The organism is Pseudarthrobacter sp. MDT1-56, assembly GCF_059383555.1.
The window spans coordinates 1-20,287 of record NZ_JBWZCK010000020.1 but is presented as its reverse complement, the minus strand read 5'-3'; the positions used below and the strand labels follow the sequence as shown (position 1 = coordinate 20,287).

General features: G+C 63.7%; 12 protein-coding genes. 8 read left to right on the top strand and 4 right to left on the bottom strand.

What is annotated here, in order from left to right:
• Nucleotides 1-22 precede the first annotated feature (22 nt).
• From AC50YC_RS19040 to thiL, 3 genes are read right to left on the bottom strand one after another with little or no spacing between them, the layout of a single operon-like run.
• Nucleotides 23-2,290, bottom strand: a complete 2,268-nt coding sequence (locus tag AC50YC_RS19040; protein ID WP_494954846.1) for an ATP-dependent DNA helicase RecG — start codon at nt 2,288-2,290, stop codon at nt 23-25.
• A complete protein-coding gene (locus AC50YC_RS19035) occupies nt 2,280-3,341 on the bottom strand; it encodes a DAK2 domain-containing protein (RefSeq protein ID WP_494954856.1) in 1,062 nt (353 codons plus the stop codon). The genes AC50YC_RS19040 and AC50YC_RS19035 overlap by 11 nt, the downstream gene beginning before the upstream one ends.
• A 22-nt stretch (nt 3,342-3,363) precedes the next feature.
• Entirely contained in the window at nt 3,364-4,389 is a 1,026-nt protein-coding gene (gene thiL / locus AC50YC_RS19030; RefSeq protein ID WP_494954855.1) for a thiamine-phosphate kinase, read from the bottom strand.
• Between the two features lie 231 nt (nt 4,390-4,620).
• Between thiL and AC50YC_RS19025 the strand changes: the two genes are divergently transcribed.
• The 8 genes from AC50YC_RS19025 (at nt 4,621) to AC50YC_RS18990 (ending at nt 18,588) form a co-directional block, all read left to right on the top strand.
• Nucleotides 4,621-5,217, top strand: coding sequence for a YdcF family protein (locus tag AC50YC_RS19025; protein WP_494954845.1), 597 nt, complete (start codon nt 4,621-4,623; stop codon nt 5,215-5,217).
• Between the two features lie 68 nt (nt 5,218-5,285).
• Nucleotides 5,286-5,567, top strand: coding sequence for a hypothetical protein (locus AC50YC_RS19020; protein ID WP_494954844.1), 282 nt, complete (start codon nt 5,286-5,288; stop codon nt 5,565-5,567).
• A gap of 56 nt (nt 5,568-5,623) precedes the next feature.
• Entirely contained in the window at nt 5,624-6,769 is a 1,146-nt protein-coding gene (gene wecB / locus AC50YC_RS19015) for a non-hydrolyzing UDP-N-acetylglucosamine 2-epimerase (protein ID WP_494954843.1), read from the top strand.
• Nucleotides 6,770-7,011: 242 nt separating this feature from the next.
• The gene (locus tag AC50YC_RS19010; protein WP_494954842.1) at nt 7,012-7,710 is read left to right on the top strand and encodes a phosphocholine cytidylyltransferase family protein; all 699 of its coding nucleotides are present in this window, start codon (nt 7,012-7,014) and stop codon (nt 7,708-7,710) included.
• Between the two features lie 124 nt (nt 7,711-7,834).
• Nucleotides 7,835-9,628 carry a TIGR03767 family metallophosphoesterase gene (locus tag AC50YC_RS19005; protein WP_494954841.1) on the top strand — a complete coding sequence of 598 codons (1,794 nt, stop codon included), beginning with the start codon at nt 7,835-7,837 and terminating at the stop codon, nt 9,626-9,628.
• 310 nt (nt 9,629-9,938) lie between these two features.
• A complete protein-coding gene (locus AC50YC_RS19000; RefSeq protein WP_494954840.1) occupies nt 9,939-13,550 on the top strand; it encodes a CDP-glycerol glycerophosphotransferase family protein in 3,612 nt (1,203 codons plus the stop codon).
• A 131-nt stretch (nt 13,551-13,681) separates the two neighbouring features.
• The gene (locus tag AC50YC_RS18995; RefSeq protein ID WP_494954839.1) at nt 13,682-17,440 is read left to right on the top strand and encodes a CDP-glycerol glycerophosphotransferase family protein; all 3,759 of its coding nucleotides are present in this window, start codon (nt 13,682-13,684) and stop codon (nt 17,438-17,440) included.
• Between the two features lie 95 nt (nt 17,441-17,535).
• Nucleotides 17,536-18,588 carry an XcbB/CpsF family capsular polysaccharide biosynthesis protein gene (locus AC50YC_RS18990; protein ID WP_494954838.1) on the top strand — a complete coding sequence of 351 codons (1,053 nt, stop codon included), beginning with the start codon at nt 17,536-17,538 and terminating at the stop codon, nt 18,586-18,588.
• A gap of 25 nt (nt 18,589-18,613) precedes the next feature.
• Here the strand turns inward: AC50YC_RS18990 and AC50YC_RS18985 are convergent.
• On the bottom strand, nt 18,614-20,287 hold a 1,674-nt coding region (locus tag AC50YC_RS18985), incomplete at its 5' end, for an endonuclease/exonuclease/phosphatase family protein (RefSeq protein WP_494954837.1).

Here is a 20,287-nt window from a genome sequence, read left to right as displayed (position 1 = left end):
CGCCCTGGATGCATGGATGGTGTTAGCCGCGTTCAAGGAACGCCTCCTTTTCCGGATTGAGGTATTCGTCGATCGCCGCGGCGAGGACGGGGTGGGCGCCCAGTGACGGGTCACCGCCCACGATCGCCTGCGCATCCTGCCGGGCCCGGGCGATCACGTCCTCGTGTTCAAGGACCCGCAACAGCTTCAGCGTGGACCGGCCGCCGGACTGGGAGGCGCCCAGGATGTCGCCTTCACGGCGCAGCTTGAGGTCCTCCTGGGAGAGTTCGAAGCCGTCGGTGGTGGCCGCGACGGCGTCGAGCCGGCGGCGGCTCGGGTGGCCGGGTTCCAGCGTGGTGACGAGCAGGCAGGTGCCCGGCAGCCCGCCGCGGCCCACCCGGCCGCGCAGCTGGTGGAGCTGCGAGATGCCAAAGCGGTCCGCATCCAGGATCACCATCAGGGTGGCGTTGTGAACGTCCACGCCCACTTCAATCACGGTGGTGGAGACCAGAAGCTTGGTCTGGTTGGCGGTGAAGGAGGCCATGGTTTCGGACTTCAGGACCGGGTCCTGCCGGCCGTGCAACGGCGCCACGGGCACCCCGGCCAGGGCGGGTTCGTCCCGCAGGAGTTCGACGACGCCGGTCACGGAGGCCAGCTCCCGCGCCCCAGTGTCGCCGTCCGGATCGGCGGCGGACGGTTCGGCCTCGCCGGGGCTGAAGTCGCCGTCGTCGTCCGAACCGATCTTGGGGCAGACGATGTACACCTGGTGGCCGGCGTCGATCTCTTCCCGGGCGCGGCTCCAGATGCGCGAGGCCCACGCCGGGTGCTCCGCGAGCCCGACGACATGGGTGGTGATCGGCGCGCGCCCGGCCGGCAGTTCGTCGAGGACGGACGTTTCGAGGTCGCCGAACACGGTCATGGCCACGGTCCTGGGGATGGGGGTGGCCGTCATGACCAGCAGGTGCGGAGGCTTCCGGGCCTTGGACCGGAGCACATCGCGCTGTTCGACGCCGAAGCGGTGCTGCTCGTCGACCACGATCAGGCCGAGGTCGTAGAAGGAGACGTTGTCGCTGAGCAGGGCGTGCGTGCCGATAATGATCCCGGCGGTTCCGGAGGCGGCGTCCAGCATGGCCTGTTTCCGTGCCGCGGTGGGCATGGATCCGGTCAGCAGCGTGACCTGGACCGCGTCGGGGCCGAAGCCGCCCAGCATGCCGTCGCGGGACAGCGGCCCAAGGGTGCGGCGGATGGATTCGAAGTGTTGCGCGGCGAGGACCTCGGTGGGGGCCAGCAGGGCGGCCTGTCCCCCGGCGTCGACCACCTGCAGCATGGCGCGCAGGGCCACGATGGTCTTGCCGGAGCCGACTTCGCCCTGGAGCAGCCGGTTCATCGGCGAATCCTCAGCGAGCTCCGCGGCCAGGGTCTTCCCGACGGCGGCCTGGCCAGCGGTCAGGGTGAACGGCAGCTGCCGGTCAAAGGTGGTCAGCAGCCCCTGAGCGGCGGGCCGGCGGGCGGTGGCCTCCTCCGCGGCGAGCTGGGCGCGGCGCCGGGCGAGGGCGGACTGGAGCACCAGGGCTTCCTGGTAGCGGAAGCGGTCGCGGGCGCGCTGCCAGTCGGCGGGGGTCTGCGGGGTGTGGATGAGCCGGTAGGCGTCCGCGACCGCCAGGAACTTCTCCCGTGCGGTGATCTCCGCCGGCAACGGGTCGGGCAGGGCGTCCAGGTCCGCGGTGTCCAGCAGCGTGGTGATGACCTTATGGATGGACCAGCTGGTCAGCTTGGCGGTCGCCGGGTACACCGGGATGGGCATGGCGGCGAGCTCCTCCGGGTCCTTCGCGTTGTCCGGGTCCTCGTCCAGCAGCAGGAAGTCGGGGTTGGTCAGCCCCAGGGCGCCGCCGTAGCGGGTGATCTTCCCGGAGAACAGGGCACGGCGGCCCGGCTGCAGCTCGGCCTTGGCCCGGAAACCGTTGAAGAAGCTCACCTTCAGGGTGCCGCTGCCCATCCCGGTGCCCGGGGACGCGGAGTCGTCGGAAATCACGACGTCGGTCAGCGAGCCGCGGCGGGCGCGCATCGCCCGGGTGCTGCTGGAGACCACCCGGGCGATGAGGGTGACCTCCTCGTCGAGCGGAACCCCGCTGATGGGAGTGAGTTCGCCGCGGTTCAGGTAGCGGCGGGGGAAGTAGTTCAGCAGACCGCCGACGGTGGTGATACCGAGGTGCTTTTCAATGGGCGCCGCGGAACGCTTGCCGATCCGGCGTTCCAGGCCGAGTCCCAGTTCAGCGATGCCCAGTTCGGCGTTGGCCGGATTAGCGTTCATGTCCGTCGGGGACCTGTCCTGCGGGTTCACGGGTACCGGCATTGAGGGGTTCGGCGTCAGGCACAGCAAGCTCGCTGACGCTGATGTCCGAGGGTTCGCCGAGGGAACGGATCAGGGCCACGGCGGGCTCGGCGTGCGGCACGTGGACGTGGACACGCCAGCGGTAGGCACCGGCGGCGTCGGCCGCCCCGCCGACCTGGCTCATGATGACGGAGTCGCCCATTTCGTCGAGCCGCTGGCGCATCATGGCGGCGTCGAGCGGGGACAGGGTGATGGTGCACATGACCTCCACGCCCTCGTCCCGCGGCATGCCGGCGTGGATGTGCGGGTCCTGGACGTCGTAGCCGTGCAGCCCGTCCAGCAGCTGGTCCTGGAGTTCCTCGCCGAGGATAGCGGAGCGGAGGCAGTCCAGGATCAGCAGCATCCCGACGCCGCCGGCATCCACCACATGGGCGGCGTGCAGCGCCTCCAGCTGGTCCTCGGTGCGGACCACGGCCGCGAGGGCGGCTTCCACGGCGGCATCGAGGGCCAGGCCCAGGGTGTGGTTGCTGTCGTCGCCGTCGTGCGCTGAGTCCACGGCGGCCGCGGCGCGGGCGGCGGCTTCCATCACGGAGAGCATGGTGCCGGGAACCGGGTCGCTCAACGCGGACCAGGCCCGGAGCTGGGCGCGGTTCAGCGCGGCGGCCAGCAGCGGGGCGCTGAGCCGGGGGTGGCCGGCGAGGGGTTCGGCGGCGGCGCACAGAAATACGGCGAACAGCGTGCCGGAGTTGCCCCGGGCCTTTTCCATGGCGGCCAGGCCGGCCCGGGCGAGGACGGCGCCGACGTCGTTCTGGGCCGGATCCGGTGGCCCAAAGGAGTGGACCGACGAATCCGCGGTGACCTGGGGTATCGCGGCAGTATCCAGGCAGTGCAGTGCCTGGGCGGCGGCGCGCACCGTGAGATACAGGTTGGTGCCGGTGTCGCCATCGGCGACGGGGAAGATGTTGATGGCGTTCAGGCGGTCGCTGTGGTTTCCAAGCGTCGTTTCTGCCTTGCTCAACCACCGCTTCATCGCTTGCGCGTTGGCGGCAATTTTAGTCTGCAAAGTGATCCCATCCCACAGTGTCAACGGGCCTGCCCGCTATCTTGACGCCCGTGCTGTCCGTTGGTGCAGGGGCTTCTACCGAGCCTATCGCAGTGAAACCGTGAGGCAGCTGAAGACCTGGGGGGAAAGTGGCCAGCAGTCCATGGTCCTCCCCGCCGCCCAGGATCCAGGCCATCGGATCAGTGCCGAGCAGTCCGGCGGCGGGCAGGAGGGGAACCGCCAGTTGCTCCAGTACCGCCGCGTCCAGGTTCAGGACGGCGTGGCTGGCGGACGCCATCCGGTTGCCGTCGCGGACCAGTCCGTCGGAAATGTCCATCATGGCTGTGGCACCGGAATCCCGGGCCAGGGGTCCTCCCGCAAGGGGCGGCCGCGGCCGGCACTGGGTGTCCAGCAGGGCACGCTGGTCCTTGGTCAGTGCCTCGACCGGCGTTGCCGATTCCAGCAGCGCGAGCCCCGCCGCGGCACGGCCCACGGTGCCGGCCAGCGCCAGCGTGTCCCCCGCGCGGGCGCCGGAGCGCAGCACGGGTGACCCACCGTCGAGGGAGCCAAGAATCGCCACACTGACAGCCAGTTCGCGACCCCGTCCGAGGTCGCCGCCGGCCACGGCACAGTCCGGGGCGCCCAGTTCCCGGATGCCGGCGCTGAGTCCGTCGGCGAAGTCCTCAACCCAGGCGACCCGGGTTTCCGGCGGCATGGTGAGGCTGACGACGAGGGAGGTGGCACGGGCCCCCATGGCATTGATGTCGCTGAGGTTCTGCGCGGCTGCCTTCCAGCCGACGTCGTAGCCGGTGGTCCGGTAGCCGTTGTTCCATTCGAGCCGGAAGTCCTGGTCGGCCACCTGGGTGTCGATGCTGAGGACTGCCCGCCCGTCCGGGGCGGCCACGATGGCGGCGTCGTCACCGGGGCCCAGAATCAGGGACGGGTTGTGGTCCTGGCCGTAATGCAGGCGCGGGAAAATGCGTTCCAGGAGCTGGGATTCGGAGAGTTCCGCCACGGTAAGGGGCGCTTTGGGCAGGGGCGCCGCAGTCGGGGTCGCTTCCAGCGGGAGCGTCTTAGGCGGGTTCGCTTTAGGCGGGTTCGCTTTAGGCGGGGGGACAGTCTCGTGTTCAGGCACAGCCCTACGCTACCGCGAGGGGCGGACAACGGCGGAGGCAAGTTGTTCCGGGATGGCCTGGCAAAGCTGCCCTGAAACGCCGCGGTGGCCGCGTTTTACCCGCTCCCTCACGGGCGTGCGAGACTCTTAGGCATGCCCCCGCCACTGCCCGCGCTGAACGCCGCACCCCGGCATTTGCGCTGGGCCCTGACGGCAGCTTCCGGCGCCGTGCTGCTGTGGCTGGTGGTCGCAGTCCAGTTGTTCGTCAACGTGGATCCCTTGAGCGTGCACCGCACGGACGCCGTGATCATGCTGGGCGGGGCCGCGTCCGAACGCCTGCCGGTGGCGCAGGAGCTCCAACGCGGGCACAACGTTCCGGTGCTGGTGCTGTCCCACACGGACACCCTGGGCAATGCGGTGGCCGACGACATCTGCAACTCGGCCACGTTCCCCCGCCCCGAACTGGTCTGTTTCCGGCCCAGCGGCATGGACACCCGGAGTGAAGCAGGCATCATTGCGGACCTCATTGACGCCAACGGGTGGAAGTCGGTCACCGTCGTGACGTCCAGCTACCACGTCACCCGGGCCGGACGGCTGATAGAGCAGTGCACGACGGCGGACGTACAGATGGTTGCCTCCCATCCCGCGCTGAGTCCGGGGCAGTGGCTGCGGCGGTTTGTCATTGAAACCGGGGGCCTGATCGATGCGTCCCTGCGGCCGGAATGCACGGATCACCGGACGGGAATGTAAGAATTGAAGGCGATCAGGTTGAGACCCTCAGCCTACTGGCGATGTATTGAGGCGAGGAGGACCGGCTGTTGGATGATCCTGCCGACGATGCTCCCCGCCCGGTAGCAGCCCCCCGCCACCTGCGGCGGCGTGCCTTCCACAAGGAGATCCCGGACACGCTCCTGGTTCCGGATGTGGAGCCCCTGCCTTCGGCCCATCGAAGCGCGGCCCCGGCCAAGCGTGCTGCCGAGCTGGACCCCGACGACGAGGAAGTGGCCTACCGCCGCAAGCGCCTGACGGCGCTGGTAGCAGTCATCCTCGTCGCCGTCACCGTGCCCGCATTGATCATCGCCCTTCTGCTCCTGGGCTAGCACCCTTCGACTAGTCTTGCCAAACTGCACCGCCCGCGTCTCTTGGGGGAACATCCATGCACAGCATCATGCCGATCTTCGGCACCAGGCCCGAGGCCATCAAAATGGCGCCCGTGATCAACGCCCTTGAAAACTCACCGCATTTTCGCTGCATCGTGACGGTGACGGGCCAGCACCGCGAAATGCTGGACCAGGTCAACGAACTCTTCGGAATCGTTCCCGACCACGACCTGAACATCCTCCAGCAGGGCCAGTCCCTGTCCGCCATCCTGACGCGGACCATCGAGGGGTTGGAGAAGCTGTTTGCACACACCCGGCCCGATGCCGTGGTGGTCCAGGGCGACACCACGACCTCCACCGCTGCCGCGATTGTAGCTTTTTACCACGGGATTCCCGTGGTGCATGTCGAGGCGGGGCTCCGGAGCGGTGACCTCCGCTCCCCCTTCCCGGAAGAGGCGAACCGGAAGATCACCAGCCAGATCGCAAGCCTCCATCTGGCGCCGACGAGCGTCAGCAAAGGGAACCTGGTTGCGGAGGGAATCAGGCCGGAAAACGTTGTCATCACGGGCAATTCCGTCATAGACGCCCTCCTCACCACCGTGGGCAAGTCCGTCACCTTCACTGACCCGCAGCTCGAGGACCTGGCGGCCGGCGGCAGGAAAATCCTGCTGGTCACGACCCACCGCCGGGAGAACCAGGGAGACGCGATGCGCGGCGTGGCGCGGGCGCTGGCCCGGATCGCCGACGCCGAGCGCGAACTGGTGATCGTCCTGCCGGCCCACAAGAATCCCGTGGTGCGCGAAGCGTTGCTGCCGTTACTTGAAGGCAAAGCCAACGTCGTTGTTACCGAGCCGCTCCCCTATGGCGAGTTCACCCGGCTGTTGTCCCTGGCGCACTTTGTTCTCACGGATTCAGGGGGCGTGCAGGAGGAAGCTCCCAGCCTCGGAAAGCCGGTGCTGGTGATGCGGGAAAACACCGAACGGCCGGAAGCCGTCAAGGCAGGGACCGTGGCTCTCATCGGCACGGATGAGGACCGGATTTTTTCCGAGGTAACACGCCTGCTCAAGGACCCCGAGCTCTTCGCCGCCATGGCGAACGCCGTCAATCCCTACGGGGACGGCGAGGCTGCCGGCCGAACCGTAGCGGCCATTGCAGAGCTTCTCGGCGTCGGATCGCGCATCGGCGAGTTCGCCGGCGGGTAGTGCCGCAGCGCCCGGACAGCACGGGGAGCCCGGGCCGGGACAGCTAACGCAGGGTTCGGGCAAGTAAACGCAGAGTTAACGTAAGGTTGCTGGCTTTCTTGGGTGGGCAGGGGTCAAGCGGCTATGCTTGGCTGCGGGGGATGCTCACCTCGGCCCGTATTGCGGAACCGAGGCGCCCGCTCGAGTGATGCTACGGCTCGCCGCTCCCCGTCCCACAGCACACTCGTTGAAGAGGAAAACTAATGAAAATTCAAGCCGTAATTCTGGCTGCCGGAATGGGCACGCGCCTGGCGCGCCCGCACCCTAAGCCCATGACGGAGCTCAGTGATGGCAGGACCATCATGCACCAGCAGGTCCAGAACCTGCAGAACAAGTTCGGCAAGAAGCTGCGGCTGACCATTGCGGTCGGGTTCAAGCTTGAGATGATCCTCGAACACGTGCCCAATGCGTCTTTTGTGTACAACGAGAACTTTGACCAGACGAACACCTCAAAGAGCCTCTTGAAGGCCATCCGGAATTCCGCCAAGGGCGGTGTGCTGTGGATGAACGGCGACGTCGTCTTCGACCCGGATATCCTCGAGATGCTGCTGCCCTACATCCAGCGCGACGAGTCGTTCATCACCGTCGACATCTCCTCCGTTTCGGACGAGGAAGTTAAGTACACCACCGACACCGACGGCAAAATCCTGGACCTGTCCAAGGTTGTCCCCGCCGATGTGGCCCACGGCGAAGCTGTCGGCATCAACTATGTCAGCTCGAAAGACAAGAAGAAGCTCCTCAAGCGACTGATTGAAGTCGACGACCAGGACTACTTCGAGAAGGCCATCGAGCTGACCATCAAGCAGGACGAACTCAAGTGGACTCCCGTCGACATCAGCGATTTCTACGCCGTCGAGGTTGACTTCCCGGACGACCTGGTCAGGGCCAACGCAAGCATCTAGGGCAACCCCCGGTGGGGGAACACAGCGAACCCGGTGCCCGTATGGCGGACACCATGGGTGACGCCGCTGCCCAGCCGACCCCAACAGCAAAGGGCCACACCAGCAAGTGCGACAACAGGGCAGGATGCAAGTATCGCGACGGGACGCCATCAGGTGGTCGCTCAGCGGCGCGACCGGAGCCACCCTGCTGGCGTTGTCCGACTCCACCGGCACGGCCGGCACCGGGCCTGCCGGCGGTGTACACCTGAAATCATCCCCTACTACACCGCTGACGACCCTGGACGCCTCAGTTGTCCTCGGACCGCAGCCTGTGCCTCAGCTGCCCTACCGGCAGCTTGCCCCGGGGCCTGCTCTCGCGACCCAGGTCCGCGAGGAGCTGTGCGCGCGCAACAACAGTGCCAACGCCCAGCGGACGGGGCTGGCTGCTTTCGGGCACCTGACCGATAGCCACGTCCTCGACGCGGCCAACCCGGGGAGATTGTCCTTCTTCTGGCAGTACTTCGACTTCACGGACGGGTTTCCGCCCTCGGGGCTGTTCCGGCCCCAGGACCTGCTCACCGTTCATGTGCTGGACGCGACGGTCCGGAAGCTCAACGCCGTCGGACGCGGCCCGATCAGTCAACGGCCCCTGGATTGCCTCGTCACCACGGGGGATCTCACGAACGCCTTTGCCCTCAGCGAATTGTCGGCCGCGGTCGGCGTGTTCAAGGGCGTCCCGGCAACATCGCACCCGACCGACAGGTACGAGGGTGTCCAGGATCATGGACCGGCCCCCCTCGAATTGTCCCAGCACATCTGGCATCCGGAACCCGAGCCCTCGCTCGCACCCCAGGATGACTGGAAAGCCGTTCACGGATATCCCACAGTGCCGGGGCTCCTCGAGGCGGCCATCAGACCGGTAAGCGCGGAAGGCTCGGACTTCCCCTGGTACATCGGCGTCGGCAACCACGACGAAGCCGGCCGTTCAGGGGGGGATCCGGTCTCCGCTAAAACCGACTTCGTCGACACTCTCCGTATCGGCGACCGGCTTCCCATGCGGCTGCCGCCCGGCATCGACGAACTGGACTTTTGGGAAACAGTCGAGGACTCCAGCGCGAACGAACGCCGGGCCCTCGTGGCGTCCATGCCGTCTCGAACGGTGCAGGCTTCGAAGCTCCGCCGCGAATTCAGCACGGCGGAGTTCATGGAGTCCATCGCGGGGAAGGGCCGGCGCAATGGCGGGGCGTCCGGCTCAGGCCAAAGCCCCGATGGCCAGCCGTACTACACCTTTGACATCTCGCCGCAGGTTCTCGGCGTCATGCTGAACACGGCGAGCCCCGACGGCGGCGCCAAGGCTGTGCTGGACGCTGCTCAGGCGGCGTGGCTGGAAGAGCAACTCGAGGGCGTATCCGGGAGGTCCTATGATCCGGAGGGCAACCCCACCGCCAGGGATGTGGAAGACCGTCTCGTGGTGTTGTTCAGCCACCACCCGCTGCCTTACTTCGACGAGGACACGCGTTCACCGGGCAGCGGCGAGCCTCCCCTGGACCGCGCCGCCGTCCTGCAGCTCATCTCCCGGTTTCCGAACGTGGTCGCCTGGCTCAATGGCCACACGCACAGGCACCAGGTGACACCGCACAGCTCGGAATTTGACGGGGGTGGTTTCTGGGAGATCACGACAGCATCGCTCATTGACTATCCGCAGCAATCGAGAGTGGTTGAACTCCTGGACAACGGCGACGGCACTCTATCCCTTGCCGCAACCCTGGTGGACCATTCGGCCCCGGAGAGCGTCGTACACGACGGAATCCACACCCCGGCATCCATGGCTGCCTTGAGCCTTGAACTGGTGTTGAACCGGCCGGGCCTCGACCTCGCCGAAGTGATGGGATCGGCCGGGGACCAGAACGTCGACCTGGTACTGCGGAAACCTTTTTGACCTTGGCTCCGCGGGCGTCTGGACGCGGGGCCGTGCCACTATTGACGGAATGCGCAGGCCAGTGGCACGACGCAGGTAGCGCCGGGTCACGGCGTCCAGCACCGCCGTTGACTTGCAGCAAATGAGAAATGACACATCAACCACCGGTTGGATACAGACGAGGGAAGCGAATCCAAGAATGCCAGGTCCCAAGCAGAGCCAAGCAATAGCTGCGATGAAAGCTGCCGCCGAGAGAAATCTCCGGCGGGTGTGGCGGGCATTGCCCCCGGAGCAGCGAAAGCAGATCCGCAAGGTGGCGCACCCGGCCAGTGTGGCAAAGCTGCAGAGAACCGCCGCGGCGAAGCCCGTTGCGCCCCTGCAGCGGCCCCAGATCGCCGTCATCGTGCTTTTGACTGACGACGCCGGCGATCCGGCCGTGACGTTGCGCAGCCTCGTGGGCCAAGAGCCGGCGGCCATGGAGATGATTGTCGTGGATACCTCGCTGGCCGGGCTGGGCCGGGGGCCGGTGCGGGACTTCGCCAAGAGGGACAGCCGGGTTAAATACCTTGCGCTGCCGGGCTCCCGTGAAGAGGCAGCCCGTGCCGGCGCCGTCGCGCAGAGCCGGGCGCCCTATTTGATGTTCCTTAATGCCGGGGACGTGGTCGAAAAGGCAAGCCTGGATCCCATGTTCCGGTCCCTGCGTCAGACCGGCTCGTCCTTCGTCGTCGGTATGACCGGAATCGTCAAGGGCAAAACCAGCTCCACGCCGGCGTGGCAGCAGGACATCCATTCAGAACTTCGGCCGGCCGTGACTGCTGCGGAACTTCCGGGGATTCTGCGTGACGGCGCCCTCGGCAACAAAGTATTTGGACGGGATTTCTGGACCTACGCCACCGCCGGTATCGCAACCGAGCGGGAGCACTGGCAGTACGAGGCGGTTCCCACCCTGTACTCCCGGGCCGACTCCTTTGACATCCTCAACCTTAAAGTCGTTTCCACCTCCGCGGACGCCTCCGTCCGGCCACTGGCACGCGAGCTCCTCTGCCAACTGCAGTATCTGGAGGACCGCCTCAGCAGGCTTGAGTCCCTCGCCGCCGGGTTGCGTCCCATCTTGGCCCCGGAAGCCTTTCGGCGTGTACTTTCCGATGAACTGGGCAACGGACTCTTCCGCTTTTACGAGGTAGTCCCCCGCACCGATCAGGCGTACTGGGAGCTGCTCCACACGACAGTCGGGCGCCTAAGCGAAGGCCTGGAGCTGGACTGGGACGGCATCAGAATCCACAACCGGCTGATCCTCTCAGCTGTCCTCGCAGACCGGCGGGAGGACGTCGTCCGGATCTGCCACCACCGCAGCGACTACAGCTCCAGCTTCCCCACCCAGGCCACCGGCTCCGCCCTGTTGGCGCAGCCCAAGTACCTGGTCGAACTCTCCCATTATGACCCGGAGCTCCTGCCCTGCCGCGAGATCGACCTGCGGTTTGTCAGCAAAATGACGCACTTCGCCTGGCAGGCCGACGGCCGGCTGGAAATCGGCGGTCACGCGTACATCTCATCCGTGGATCCCGTCGAGGGGAACCTCTCGATCCGGGCGTCCCTGGTTAACGCCGACGGCGGGGAGCCTGTCCCTCTGGCGGTGCAGCGCCACACGGACCCGTCCATCGACTGGGAATCCAACGACAACTGGACCTCCTACGCCGCTTCCGGATTCCGGACCATGATTGACCCGGCTGTGATGCTGGAAGGACTCGGGTCCGACGGCCCCTCCGAGTGGCACGTGCTGCTGACTGTCACTGCCGGCGGCAGGACCTTCGAGGCGCCTCTGACGCGCCGGGACGCCAACGGCTCCACCGGCACTCTTCCCGTGGGCCCCATGCTGGACTCATCCCGGATGGCCGTGGAAATGCGGCCCGCCACGACCGGCCTGACCTTTGTACCGGTCACCCCCCTGTACGTTGCCACCTCACTGGAGCTGACGGGACGGACGCTGAAGCTGACCGTTGAAGCCCATTCCGCCCCCGTGGCCGCAAAGGTCTCCCTCGAGTCGCCCAAGTTCGGCATCCGCGAGACGGCCACCTGCCTGAACGTGGAAGGCGCCACGGCGCTCTACGTCATCGATGTGCCCGACCTGGCGGCCGGAGCCGCGGCGACCGTCGAGTATGAATGGCGGCTGCGCCTGGACAGCGGTTTCAAGACCCCGCAGCCGGTTGCCTGGCCGGAAGGTTCCTCGGAGCTGGAAGCCCAGTCCGACCAGACCCGAAGCCTCAGGCCGGGTTTGACCGGATACGGGTTTGTGACCCTGAAGGAGCGCAAGACCCGCGTTATCGCCTCCTCGGTTGAGGTGTCGGCGGATCAGCGCACGCTGCGGATCGAGGGCACAGCGGATCTGCCGGTCATCCACGCTCCCCGTTTCGTCCTCTCCAGCGGGAAGGCGGTCATCCCCGCAACGGATGTTGCGCTGACGGTGCGGACCAACGACGGAAGCAACGTATTTACGGCCGATTTCCTGCTGCCCCAGACCCCGTGGGGCGGCGAGGAAGTGATGCCCGAGGCGGGCGCGTACAGTGTGCGCTTCGTCCCCCCGGGGGTCGCCGACCACCAGGGGTACTGGTTCCCGGCGTCGTCCGGGCTGCAGTCGCAGATGCCCCGGCGGATAGCGGCAGACCGGGTGGAAGTCGGCGTGAGCCGCACCCCCAAAAACGCTGCCCTGACCATCCACCTGCGGCCCCCGTTGGCAGCGGATGAGGTGGGACGGTTCGGCCAGCAGACGCTGCGCACCCCCGTAACGGTGGGCGGTGAAGCCGAACTCCAGGACGCCATCCTGTTCATGTGCTTCGGCGGACGTCGCGCCACGGACAGCCCGCGGCGCCTGCTGGAGGAGTTCCAGCGCCGGGGAAGCCAGTGGCCCATGTATTGGGCTGTTGCCGATTTCTCGGTGCCGGTGCCCGACGGAGCCGAGCCGGTGCTCATTGGTTCCCGTCGGTGGTACCAGCTCCTGACCGAGTCCAGGATTCTGATCAACAACAACAACTTCCCGTTCTACTTCCGCAAGCGCGAGGGGCAGGTCTACATCCAGACCTGGCACGGAACACCCTTGAAGAAGCTGGGCAACGACGTCGCCCGCACGAACTTCTCGCTGTCCTACTGGAACCTCATGTGGCGCGAGGCAGAGTACTGGGATGCACTGCTGGCGCAGAACGACTACGCCGCAGGCGTTCTGGCCAAATGCTTCGGCTTCGACGGGCGTGTGGTCGCCGACGGCTATCCCCGCAATGACAGCCTCACCCGCGAACGGATGGAGCAGGACCGGCCCGAAATCCGCCGCCGGCTTGGCATTCCCGCGGGCAAGACCGCGATTCTCTACGCGCCCACCTGGCGCGATGACGCCAAGAACGCCTCGCGGCAATACGAAATGGTCACGTACCTCGACTTCGAGAAAGCCCAGCAGCAGCTCGGCGACGACTACGTTCTGCTCCTGCGCGGGCACCACAACATTGCCGGCCAGCGGCAGACGGCGGCAAACGAGTTCGTCATTGACGTGACCGAGTACCCGGAGGTCAACGACCTTTACACGGCCGCGGACATCCTGGTCAACGATTATTCGTCCGTCATGTTCGACTTCTGTGTGACCGGCAAACCGATCATCTTCCTGACGCCGGACATCGCCCAGTACCGCGACGAAACGCGGGGCTTCTACTTCGACCTGGAGGAAAAGGCGCCCGGCCCGCTGCACAACACCACCGAGGAAGTCGTGCGGTCCATCAAGAACATCTCGTCAGTTTCACGCCGTTACGAGCCCAAATACGCGGCGTTCGTGAAGATGTTTGCGCCGTACTGCGACGGGTACGCCACGCGCCGGGTCTTTGATGCGCTGTGGCCGGACGGACCGGAACGTCCTCTGGCCCTGGGAACGGGCCAATCATCGTCGACACCCTCGGAGGGCTAAGCGGCTGAGGCCGCTACAACTGAGCACGCATTGCCAGGCGCCAGCCGGCTCTGCCACATGGCAGCTACAACATTAGGACGCACTAAACAGCATGAGTTCCGCGCAAAAAACAATCGAATACGGCATTCTTCTTGAGGAGCAGACAGACTGGACGGCCGCCGTCGAGGTATACAAAGCACTGGTCGACGGCGGAAGCGGAACTTGCCTTCCGGCTGGGGCATGCTCACTTCCACCTGGGGCACTACCAGGAATCGGCGACCCGACTTCAGGAAGCTACAGCGCAAGAACCCGGCGTAGCAGCTTGGCACTACCGCCTCGGATTCGTCCAGGAGCAGTTGGCAAACTACGAAGCCGCCGTGGCGGCGTACAGATCCTCGCTGGCTCTGGAACCCGGCCGCACCCGATGGGCTCATCGATTGGCCGAAGTAGAGCATATGGCGGAAGATGCCGCAGCAGCAGCTCTCGAGATTCGGCGCTCTGAGGGCCGCCGCCACCGGGAAAGGGTCCAGGAACTCGTTGCGAGCAAGGCCCCTTTGTGGCAGCGGCTCGACGCGCTTAATGACGGTCTGCATGCCAACAGCGACGATCCTGCCTGGCTTATGCAGCTGGCTGATGCCCAGTTCTCCATGAACAGGTTCGCCGAAGCCGCCGAAAACTATGCGGCGGCTGCACGACTGAAACCTGAGCAGGCGGATCTCCACTTCCGCGCAGGCTGGTGCTGGGAGCTCCTTGAACAGCCCCTGATTGCCCGCCGCGCCTACCAGCGGGCAATCAACGCTGATACGGAACTAGGGGCAAAAGTCTTCGGAGTGGGAGTGTTCTTCCAGAAGAGAGGACGGTGGGTAGAGGCGGCGGATGCATTCAGGAAGACTCTTCGTCATGAGAGAACTTCCGCTGAACTGCACTACAAGCTCGGCAATGCCCTCATGCGTTCCTACAAGTGGCCGGAGGCGCTTGAATCGCTCCGCGCCGCCGTAGCCATGGACCCAACCGTCCCGCAGTGGCACTACCGCCTGGGTTTTGCCCACGAACGTCTCGCCGAGTGGACGGAGGCTGCTTCCGCCTACGAATATGCGATTCTTCGGAGCAGTCCCGCCCCTTCGTACTGGTGCTATCGCTTGGGCTATGTCCTCACGCAGGCACAAGACTACGAAGGTGCGTGCAAAGCTTTCGCCGCCACACTTAAGTCAAAATCCCGCGTTAGCAGTGTTGGGGACAGCGAAGCTGTCAGCACGTATGAACAAAGGCTTCTGCTTGACGGTTTCGAATCAGCTCTGCAATCACAGTCGGCTCAGAGGTGCCTTGAAGCCGGGGAACGCCTGGAGCGTCGCGGCATGCACTCCCATGCGGCAGAAGCCTTCAATGCCAGCGTCAAGCGATTGGAGAGCCACTCCCCCACGGCTTACTACAGATTGGGCCGGGCACTTCAGGACCTTGGGGACTTTGAGGCGGCCTGCGCTGCTTACCTGGAAACGCGGTTATTCAAGCGGGCTCACGGTGTAGATACTTCTGCTTATCTGAAGAACAAAGAGCTGAAGCAGTCGATGATTTACACGGAGTACCTGGAGACTTTGCCTCTGGCACCCACTATGGTGCTGTACGAAAGCAGCCACGGCAATTCTGTTTCGTGCAATCCACTGCAGATTTTCCGAAACATGATGGCGGATCCGCGATTCGACTCCTGGACCCACGTCTGGGTACTCAATGAAAAGGACCGGGTCCCGTACGAGTTGGCCGGGCGGCCGAATGTTATTTTTGTCGCCCGTGACTGCGACCTTTACCTGCGATACCTTTCCACAGCGACGTACCTGATCAACAACAACACCTTCCCGCCCTATTTCCTTCGACGGTCAGGCCAGAAATATCTGAACACTTGGCATGGAACGCCGCTAAAGACGTTGGGTCGGGACATCCAGAATGGCTTCATGGATCACAGGAATGCCGCCAGGAACTTCCTGCATACCACCCATATGATTGCCCCGAACGAGTTCACCGCAGAGTGCCTGATAGATAAGTATGACGTCAGAGGGATTTTCGCCGGCAAACTTGCAGTCACGGGTTATCCGCGCGTTGACGCCACCCTCGGGGCCAGTGAACAGCAAAGGCGGGAGCTGCGGCTTCATTTGGGGATCGAGGATGATAAAAAGGTTGTGCTCTACGCACCGACGTGGCGCGGCTCCCTCGGCACGCTCGAGGAAACGAGCGGTGTCGACGTCAAAAGCGTCATGCAGCAACTCGCGACGCTGGACTGCGTCCCGCTCTACCGGGGCCATGGGCTGACATCCCCGGCCGGGACCGCAGGATCCCTGGACGAGTTCGCCGTCCCGGACGATATTCCCACCAATGACCTCCTCGCCGTAGTAGACGTGCTCATCACCGACTACCCCAGTATTTTCTTTGATTTCATGGCCACTGGACGACCCATCGTTTACTTTGCCTACGATCTCGACGAATACGCCTCCGAGCGTGGGATGTACTTCGACTTGGAGTCCTTGCCCGGTCGTGTGTGTGCTGAAACCGCGGGGCTGCTCACTGAAGTTTCCGCCGCCCTTCAGGAGGACGAGTCTCCCGACGAGAAGTACAGACGCGGCAGGGACACTTTCTGCGCCATGGAAGACGGATCGTCGTCCCAGCGCGCGATCGATTTCTTCTTCTTTGATGCGACTGATTGTGTCGTCCAGCCGGAGCGAAGCCAAAAGCGCATGGTGCTCTTCTATCAGGGTTCATTCATCCCAAACGGCATAACCACCTCCTACCTGAATCTTGTCGGCAATCTGGATGCCGCCAGTACCCGCATGTTCCTCGCGGTCGAGCCGGCCAGCGTCAAATCCGAGGAACGACGACTGGAAAAGTTCGCCCAACATCCCGAACATGTCCAGGTCCTTGGACGGGTGGGTACGCAGCTCATGACGGCGGAAGAACGCTGGGTGATCGACAAGTTCAACGCCACAGGCGATCTCGCTTCTCCTGAGCTCTGGGACATTTACAATGGCGCCTTCAACCGGGAATTCCGCCGTATGTTCGGCGACGCGACCTTTGATTCAGTCGTCTGTTTCGCAGGTTACGCAAGGTACTGGGCCGCGCTCTTCGCAAACACGACCAACCCGGCTGCCAGGAAGTCGATCTACCTCCACAACGACATGCACCGCGAATGGCGTCATCGTTTCCGTTACCTGGAGTCGATGTTCCGGCTCTACCGGAAGTACGACCAACTCGTCTCCGTGACCAAGAGCGTCCACGAAGAAAACGTTAGGCAACTGTCTGAAACGTTCGGCCTTCCGCTGGGCAACTTTGACTACTGCAATAACGTTGTCAATGCCGCAGAGGCGAAAGAATTCGCCGCCGATCGGCTTGACGATGACCTGCACCAATGGATGGACGCCGGGTCCACGCAGTTCGTCACCCTCGGACGCCTTTCGCCAGAGAAGGGTCACGCCAAGCTCATACGGGCATTCGCTGAGGTGATCGAGTCGCATCCCAATTGCAAACTCACAATTCTTGGTGATGGCCCACTGAGGGAAGACCTTGAGCTCCTGATCGACGAGTTGTCGCTGGAGTCCAACGTGCTCCTCGCCGGGCTACGCATCAATCCATTCACCGCACTTCAGCGTTCCGACTGCTTCGTGTTCTCGTCTGACTATGAAGGTCAGGGACTCGTAGTACTCGAGGCGCTGATTCTTGGAAAGCCAGTCATCTCGACGGATGTTGTTGGCCCGAGGAGTGTGCTTGAGAACGGACACGGAATGCTAGTTGAAAACAGCGTTCAAGGGCTTGTGGCTGGCATGCACGATTTTCTCGATGGCCGGCTCGTGACGCCCGCCTTCGACTACGATGCGTACCAAAAAGAAGCCATACAGAAATTCGAGCGGGTTGCACTTACGCGCTCATAAGGTACCCAGCCTCGCCTCGACACCTGGATTTGAATTGCTGCGAGTGCGTGCGACAAATCAAGGACTGTTTATTTTGCTGCTTAGGAGTCGACCCATTGAATGACCTTGTTCTAGACCTGACGGATGACCTGAGTCCGGTCCTCGACGGGACGACAGCCATCGATCCGTCGACCAGCTACCTTCACGTAAATCACGGACCCTTTTCGGAGCCGGGAGAAAACCTGATAACGATATCCAGGAGGGACCCGGCTGCGAAACGGCTGATAAGTCATCTGGCAATGAATGGGTTCTACCTGTATCGGGTTACGGAAAACGGTAGCCGCTTCGTCCGGGACCACACCATATCTAAATTATGGCACCGCGTGAAAGACGGCGATTTCTCGACAAACGAGGATGGCCTCATTTATTCCCTCACCCTCCCGGCAGTGAAGTCTGACTTCATGCGGATCCTAGTGATTTTTTCTTCAATGAGCACGAGTATCTACACTCCCAGCATGATGCGCTACTTCGAACAGAACTTTCGATCTGCACAGAAGCATGTTCCACCGAATACCGCCATACTTCGGATAGCTGACATTGGGGGTGTTGTCGGCGCTTTTTATCTCAACACGGTGCGGAACCCGAATAATACGGAGAGGATCCGCCGCCTGATCACCGAAACAGCCACAGCCCACCAAGTATCCTTTGGCGATGTTGTGCTATACGGCGCCTCCAAGGGCGGGACCGGAGCTCTTTACCACGGGTTGACCGGTGGCTTTAAGTGCCTTGCCGTGGATCCGGTCATCTCCGACGATTACTATGTATCGACCTATCAGGATTCGCACTTCACCACCGACGGCGTGTTTCCTGAGCGTAAACAGGATGTCTTTGCCCGCATCATAGATCATGCCCTCGATTCAGACTCAAAAACCAGCGATGAAGGCACCAAAACCGCGGTTATTTACTCCGAAAGGTCTCCGCAATATGGTGCGATCCAAGAAATAGCCGTGGAAAAACTCCAAGGACGGGCAGCTTTCTTCAACTGCATCAATCCAGAGATTTCTGACCATCCGGATGTATGCCCGAAATCGCTGAACACTGCCGCCATGCTAATGAATATGTTCTTTTACGACATGGAGCTCAAACCTGGAGTACGCCGGGTATTCTAGCTGTCCGGAGACACTGGAGGCCCGGTCAGGGAAGCCCCACCGTCGCCACCAGCATGTTGTGGTCCGAGGGGATGATTCCGGCGAAGTTGCCGGCGCTGTCGATGTTGGCCACGGTTTCCCACTGGGATACGCGCATCTTGGACGTCAGGATGTAGTCGATGTAGGAGCCATTGGCTGACTTGTCGCCCACGCCCGGTGCAAGGGTCGAAAAACCGTTCCAGCTGTCCAGGTGCGCGTTCATCCGCTTCTCAGCAGTGGCCGCCATACTCGGGAAATCCTCCCAGTAATCGTTGCCCAGCGGATCGACGAGTCCGAAGTTCGTGAAGACGTCGTAGGGGGCGTTTGACGGTTTTTGCCACTTGCTCGAATTCAGGTCGCCGGTCATGAGGACGGGAAGGCCAGCAGAGTTCTCCTGCTTGATGACGCTGACGATTGTTTCCGCCTGCTGCTTCCGGAGTTCGTAGAATCCGTCGGCCTTACTGGTGGACAGGTGTGTGTCGCCGAAGAAGAAGAGTTTTCCCGTGGATTTCTGCTTGGCAATTGCCCAGGCAAAGAACCGGGGGTTTTCCGGGACACTTGCCAGGGGAAGTGCTTTGCTTCCCGTCTTGACGAGTTCGACGGTCGCCGCGTTATAGAAGATCCGGGTCCCCTGAGAGGCGCCCTGGTCTGCATAGACGCAATTGGTGGGGGTCGTGGAGTCGACGCAGTTGTTGCGCTTATTGTTGCTGATCGCGTAGTTGGCTCCGGCATTGTTGAGTCGCTGCTGGAGATCCTCGAACTGCGAGAGCCCGCCTGTCTGGCCGGGCTCGTTCAGCCAGCCTTGGGAAGCCTCCTGGACGCCGATAATGTCGGGCATCCGCGACTTGATGTTCTCGACGACGGCGCTGCGCCGCTCGGACCAGGGAAGGGCGTTGGTGTTGCTGTCGGTTTCGGCAACGCAGTTGGCACACATCACGTTGTAACTTGCCACCGTCAACGGGTTGCTGAGGGCGGGCGGGGCCGGCGGCTCCGCCTTGGTGGCCAGGCTCAGTACCGGCGTATACGCGCTAAGGCTGGTTCCGGCCTCGTCAATCACCCTGACTTGGAAGTAGTAGGCGGTGAGCGCGTTCAGCCCGCGGATTTCCGCAGTATTGATTCCGTAGTAGCGGTGCCACGAGGCATCGGACATATCAGCCTTGGTTGCCACTGCCAGCCGGTAACCCGGCGCGTTGGGGACCGGGTTCCAGCTCAGGTCCACCGTCCGGTGCGTTGAAGTCCCGGTGAATCCCGTGGGGGTCGTAGGGGCCGTTGGGGTCGTCGGGGAAACAGACGGCGTGCTGAACGTAACAGCCGGGGAATAGGCGGTGAGGTTCTCGCCCGCCGGGCCGATGACCCTGACCCTTGCGAAATAGGCGGTGTTGGGAGTCAGCCCGGACATGGCCCCGGAAACTTCCGTAAACCTTTTGTAGATCGAGTCGCTCATGTCGGACCTGCTATACACCTGGACCCGGTACCCCGGAGCGTTGGCCACGGGGTTCCAGGAGACCGCGATGGCATCCGGACCCGTAGCCGCTGCCTGCAGCCCTGTCGGCACCGTGTACGCGGCCACGGGCGCAGCCGCAGTGGACGCGGTGACCGCCGCGGAATAGGCCGTCAGGGACACCAGCCCGTCGGCACTGATCCCCCGCACCCGGAACTTGTACTCCGTACTCTTTACCAG

Bases quoted from the DNA above. Each gene is read 5' to 3' on its own strand.
- AC50YC_RS19040 (WP_494954846.1), bottom strand. From the start codon at position 2,290: ATGAACGCTAATCCGGCCAACGCCGAACTGGGCATCGCTGAACTGGGA.
- AC50YC_RS19035 (WP_494954856.1), bottom strand. From the start codon at position 3,341: ATGAAGCGGTGGTTGAGCAAGGCAGAAACGACGCTTGGAAACCACAGC.
- AC50YC_RS19025 (WP_494954845.1), top strand. From the start codon at position 4,621: ATGCCCCCGCCACTGCCCGCGCTGAACGCCGCACCCCGGCATTTGCGC.
- wecB (WP_494954843.1), top strand. From the start codon at position 5,624: ATGCACAGCATCATGCCGATCTTCGGCACCAGGCCCGAGGCCATCAAA.
- AC50YC_RS19010 (WP_494954842.1), top strand. From the start codon at position 7,012: ATGAAAATTCAAGCCGTAATTCTGGCTGCCGGAATGGGCACGCGCCTG.
- AC50YC_RS19005 (WP_494954841.1), top strand. From the start codon at position 7,835: ATGCAAGTATCGCGACGGGACGCCATCAGGTGGTCGCTCAGCGGCGCG.